Source organism: Micromonospora sp. D75 (genome assembly GCF_018070405.1).
GTDB lineage: Bacteria > Actinomycetota > Actinomycetes > Mycobacteriales > Micromonosporaceae > Micromonospora > Micromonospora chalcea.
Window position 1 is genome coordinate 1 of record NZ_JAGPXV010000486.1, and the last position, 4,723, is coordinate 4,723.

General features: G+C 75.5%; 6 protein-coding genes. 2 read left to right on the plus strand and 4 right to left on the minus strand.

What is annotated here, in order from left to right:
• Window positions 1-124 precede the first annotated feature (124 nt).
• The 3 genes from KBX39_RS23745 to KBX39_RS23755 are packed head-to-tail and all read right to left on the minus strand — an operon-like array spanning window position 125 to window position 1,911.
• Window positions 125-748, minus strand: coding sequence for a DNA-3-methyladenine glycosylase I (locus KBX39_RS23745; RefSeq protein ID WP_210872581.1), 624 nt, complete (start codon window positions 746-748; stop codon window positions 125-127).
• 51 nt (window positions 749-799) lie between these two features.
• Window positions 800-1,300 carry an SRPBCC family protein gene (locus tag KBX39_RS23750; RefSeq protein ID WP_043326933.1) on the minus strand — a complete coding sequence of 167 codons (501 nt, stop codon included), beginning with the start codon at window positions 1,298-1,300 and terminating at the stop codon, window positions 800-802.
• Window positions 1,297-1,911, minus strand: coding sequence for a DivIVA domain-containing protein (locus tag KBX39_RS23755; RefSeq protein ID WP_104115122.1), 615 nt, complete (start codon window positions 1,909-1,911; stop codon window positions 1,297-1,299). Before KBX39_RS23755 ends, KBX39_RS23750 begins: the two co-directional genes overlap by 4 nt.
• A gap of 152 nt (window positions 1,912-2,063) precedes the next feature.
• Between KBX39_RS23755 and folP the strand changes: the two genes are divergently transcribed.
• Window positions 2,064-2,933 carry a dihydropteroate synthase gene (folP, locus tag KBX39_RS23760; protein ID WP_166455791.1) on the plus strand — a complete coding sequence of 290 codons (870 nt, stop codon included), beginning with the start codon at window positions 2,064-2,066 and terminating at the stop codon, window positions 2,931-2,933.
• Window positions 2,934-2,963: 30 nt separating this feature from the next.
• Here the strand turns inward: folP and KBX39_RS23765 are convergent, their stop codons facing one another.
• Window positions 2,964-3,341, minus strand: a complete 378-nt coding sequence (locus tag KBX39_RS23765) for an NADH-quinone oxidoreductase subunit A (RefSeq protein WP_030501070.1) — start codon at window positions 3,339-3,341, stop codon at window positions 2,964-2,966.
• A gap of 188 nt (window positions 3,342-3,529) precedes the next feature.
• Between KBX39_RS23765 and KBX39_RS23770 the strand changes: the two genes are divergently transcribed.
• Window positions 3,530-4,723 (plus strand): hypothetical protein (locus KBX39_RS23770; RefSeq protein WP_247660507.1); only part of this gene is annotated, 1,194 nt, incomplete at its 3' end.

Below are 4,723 nucleotides of genomic sequence, written 5' to 3' on the forward strand. Positions count from 1 at the left end.
AGCTCCAGCACGTCGTGGTGCACCAGCCGCTCGGCCTCGAAGCGCTCGGCGGGCAGCAGCACCGCCCAGGCGCCGGTAGTGGTCTCACCGTCGGTCGTCCCGCTCGTACGCGGCTCGGTGTCGGTCATGTCCCAATCCCATCACGCCGGAGGTGGCGCGCTCGGTCACACCCCGGCCGGTCACCGCTCACGTGACAGTCGGCCAGGTGGTCGTCGACCATGCCGGTGGCCTGCATCAGCGCGTAGGCGGTGGTGGGGCCGACGAACCGGAAGCCCCGCTTCTTGAGCGCCTTGGCCATCGCGGCGGACTCCGGGCTGGTGGCCGGCACCTCGGCGAAGGACCGGGGGCGCGCCGCCCGGGCCGGCGGCGCGAACGACCCGAGCAGCGCGGAGAGGCCCTCGGGCAGCACCGACGCGGCCCGGGCGTTGGCGATCGCCGCCTCGATCTTGGCCCGGTTTCGGACGATCCCCGCGTCGGCCATCAGCCGGGCCACGTCGGACTCGCCGTAGCGGGCCACCGACTCGATCCGGAACCCGGCGAAGGCGTCCCGGAACGCCTGCCGCTTGCGCAGGATGGTCAGCCAGGACAGGCCGGACTGGAACGCCTCCAGCGTCAGCCGCTCGTAGAGCGCGTCGTCGCCGCGCAGCGGCCGGCCCCACTCCTCGTCGTGGTAGACGGCGTAGTCGGGGGTGCTCGCTCCCCACGCGCAGCGCGGCAGCCCGTCGGGGCCGTTCACCAGGTCAGTCACGGCGTCCACGATAGGCCGGGCCACCGACAGCCCCGCCGCGCCGACCGCCGGTCAGGGCAGCCGGCCCTGCTCGACCAGCCGGGCGAACTTCTTCAACGCCTGGGTCAGGCTGAACTTCGAGCCGGGCCAGAGCACCGGCCAGGCCACCCGCCCGGCCGGGCCACCCGGCAGGTGGAACCACTCGTGCCAGACCACCTGGGTGCGGTCGCGGTCCATCGGGGTGCAGCGCAGCACGCCGGGGCCGCGCAGCAGCTTGCCGCAGTGCACCACGCCGACCTCGTACGGGGCGTCGACCCGGACCACACGCATCTCGTCCCGGAGCACGGCCGGGCCGAGCGCGGTGACCGCCTCGACCAGGCTGCCCTCGCCGCCGTCACCCTCGACCACCCGGACCCGGGTCAGCGGGATCCAGTCCGACTGGCGTTCCCAGGCGGTGAGCGCGGCGAAGACGCGATCGGCCGGCGCGTCGACGATCACGGTGGCGGTGACCTCGCCGGCGCCGCGCCGGGACGCCTCGGTGAAGTCGTCGGCCGGGCGGCCGGCGCCGGTCACGCGGACTCCGACCGGACCACCGAACCGCGCTCCCGGTCGTCGTCGGCCGAGCCGGCAGCGATCCCGTTCGCCGGGGAGACGGTGTCCTCGGTCGCCGCGGCGGCGGGGGCCTCCGCCACGCCCGGCTCGGCCGGGGTGCCTCCCGGCTGTCCGTCGGCGTCGGTACGGGACGGCTGCTCGGGCGCGGACAGGTCGATCACCACCGGCTCCGGGTCGGACGGGTCGACCGCCTGCTCGGTCTCGGGCCGGGTCGCGGCGGCCTCCTCGCGCGCCCGGCGCAGCGCGTCGGCGTCCTCGGTGCGGCCGTCGCGCAGGGCCGCGTTCTCCGCCTCCAACACGCTGATCAGCTCGGACTTGTAGCCGATGTCGTACGCCGCGCGGCGCAGCGCGGAGTCGACCTGGGCCATCCGGTAGCCGCGCAGCGCCGTGTCGAAGCGGACGCCTGTCACGTCCGACTCGTCGAGCGGACGGCTGCCCGGCAGGGGCACGGCCCGCCCGTCCGGCTCGGCCGGTGTCAGGCCCGGATCCTTGCCGGAGACCAGCACCGTCACGCCGAACACCACCGCCGCGACTGTCAGCGCGACGACCAAGAGGAGCAGAACCTCACCCATGCACAGATCGTGGCATGCGGGCCGGGATCGGGCGAGCCCTCCGGGACGTCCGGTCGGTAAATGCGTCCGACGCACGGGACCGGCAGGGGTGGCGCGCACGGGACCGGATAGCGTCGGACCGGCCGGCGAGCGCGGGCGACGAGGAGGCGGGCATGACCGGGGCGTTGCGGCTGGGCGGACGGACGTTCGGCCCCGGTGAGCTGGTGGTGATGGCGATCGTCAACCGCACGCCCGACTCGTTCTTCGACCGGGGCGCCACGTTCGCCCAGGACAGCGCGCTGCGCGCGGTGGAGCGCGCGGTCGACGAGGGCGCTGAGATCATCGACATCGGCGGGGTGAAGGCCGGCCCGGGCGACGAGGTGGACGTGGCCGAGGAGATCCGGCGGACGGTGGACACCATCGCCGCGGTCCGGTCCGCCTTCCCCGAGGTGGTCGTCTCCATCGACACCTGGCGGGCCGAGGTGGCGGTGGAGGCGGTGGCGGCCGGCGCGGACCTGCTCAACGACACCTGGTCGGGGGCGGATCCGGCGCTGGCCCGGGTCGCCGCGGCGACCGGCGCCGGGCTGGTCTGCTCGCACGCCGGCGGGCTCGCGCCGCGTACCCGGCCGCACCGGGCCCACTTCGACGACGTGGTGGCCGACGTGCTCGCCACGGTGACCGGGCTGGCCGAACGCGCGGCCGGGCTGGGCGTACGCCGGGACGGCATCCTGATCGACCCGGCGCACGACTTCGGCAAGAACACCCGGCACTCGCTGGAGATCACCCGGCGGCTGGCGGAGCTGACCGACACCGGCTGGCCGCTGCTGGTGGCCCTGTCGAACAAGGACTTCATCGGCGAGACGCTCGACCTGCCGGTGCCCGAGCGGCTGGAGGGGACGCTCGCCGCCACCGCGGTCTCGGCCTGGCTCGGCGCCCGGGTGTTCCGCGCCCACCAGGTCCGCGAGACCCGCCGGGTGCTGGACATGGTGGCCTCGATCCGGGGCGACCGGCCGCCGGCGGCGACCCGGCGCGGGCTGGCCTAGGAGGTCAGGTGACGCGCGGCGCCTGACGGGTCAGGTCCAGCGCAGGACGCCGCGCCGCCAGGCGTAGAGGATGCCGAGCGCGACGATCGCCACGAAGACGCCCATCTCGACCACGGTGGTGGCGCCGAAGCCGGGCCGGTCGAACACCAGCGCCCAGGGGAACAGGAAGACCGCCTCGACCGCGAAGAGCACGTACAGGTAGGCGTAGACGTAGTAGCGGATCTGCATCTGGGCCCAGTCGCCGCCGACCGGGTCGATGCCGCACTCGTACGTGGCCCGCTTGCCCCACGGCTCGGCCGGGCGGCTCGGACGTAACACCCGGTTCGCGGAGAACGCCGTCACGAAGAAGAGCACGGCGGCGAGCAGCAGCAGACCGAGCGTGGCGTACGAGCCGAGATATCCGGTCACGAGCGGAGCGTACCGGTCCCGTCCAGATGTCCCGGACACGTTACGAATTCGTTTCCTGGCAGGACTAGTGCCTGATGGCAAGCGTCACCGAATAATGGGACACCTTGACCCGCCCCGGAGGACAGATGGCCCGCCTGCGCGTTCGACCCGTTCGGCGGGCCGCGCTCCGTCGTACCCTCGCACTGCTGGTGCCCGCGTTGGTCGCGGCGGCGGTGGCGGTGGCGCCGGCCGGAGCCACGGCCGCCGCCGGAGGTCCGGCCGGCCTGGCCCGGGTGATCGAACCCGCCGATCCGGCCGGCGAGCCGACCGAACCGGTCCCCACCGCGGACCCGGGAACCAGCTCGCCCGCACCGCCGCCCACCGAGGCGCCGCCACCCCCGAGCACGCCTCCGCCGCCGGTCACCACCGCGCCGGCCCCGCCGGTCAGCAGCCCGCCCGTCGAACCGGCGCCGACCAGCGCGGCCCCGAACACCACCAGCGCGCCGCCGCCGGTCGTGCCGCCGGTCCAGCCCCCGCCGCCGCCCTCGGCCCAGCCGCCCGGCGGGCCGCTCGGGGTACGGGTGAACACCGAGGACGTGGTGCTCACCCCCGACTACTGGAACGCCGACAGCACGGTGGCCACGCTGCGGGTGACGGTGACGAACACCGGCGGCCGGGCGGAGCGGATCACGCTCGCCTACACGCTGCCGCCCGGGCTGACCGACGCGGGCACGCCGGGCTGCCAGCCGACCGGCGGCGCCAACCACAGCTGCGTCGGGTGGGACGCCGAGCCGGGCGCCCGGTTCAGCGCGACCATCCGGGTACGGGTCGACGGCGACGCCTGGCGGACCATGCCGCTGACCGGTTCCGTGCAGGTCACCGCCGTCGCGCCGGGGGTCAGCGGAGCGGCGTACGACGACGAGGGCTTCCCGGTGCTCTTCCCGCCCGGGCCGCCGGTGCCCGGGATCTCGCTGCGCGCCGACGAGGTGCTGTTCGACATCAGCGGCGCGCCCAGCACGCTCACCGTCCGGCTCGGCAACACCGGCGCTGTCGACGCCGCGGGCCGTGTCGAGGTGCTCCTGCCGGCCGGTGTCACGGTCGGCGACACCGGGAGCGGCTGCGCCGCGGTGACGCCCGACCGGACCCGGTGCGAGCTGGGCGTCCTGCCGGCCGGCCGGACCGCGACCCTGCGGTTGACGCTCGCCGCCTCGGCCGAGGCGCAGCGCCGTGCCCCGCTGGCCGGCGCGGTGATCGGCCGGCTGGACCCGCGCAGCGGGCGGGACCGGCAGGTGCAGATGAGCTTTCGGATCAGCGCCGCCGCGGCGGACGCCACCCCGCCGGTGGGCGTGCCGGGTCCGACCGCCTCGCAGGGCGTGCTCGCCGCCGGTGGCGGGCCGGCCGAC

Excerpts from the sequence above, each read along its gene's own strand:
- folP (WP_166455791.1), top strand. The coding sequence starts at position 2,064 with ATGACCGGGGCGTTGCGGCTGGGCGGACGGACGTTCGGCCCCGGTGAG.
- KBX39_RS23755 (WP_104115122.1), bottom strand. The coding sequence starts at position 1,911 with ATGGGTGAGGTTCTGCTCCTCTTGGTCGTCGCGCTGACAGTCGCGGCG.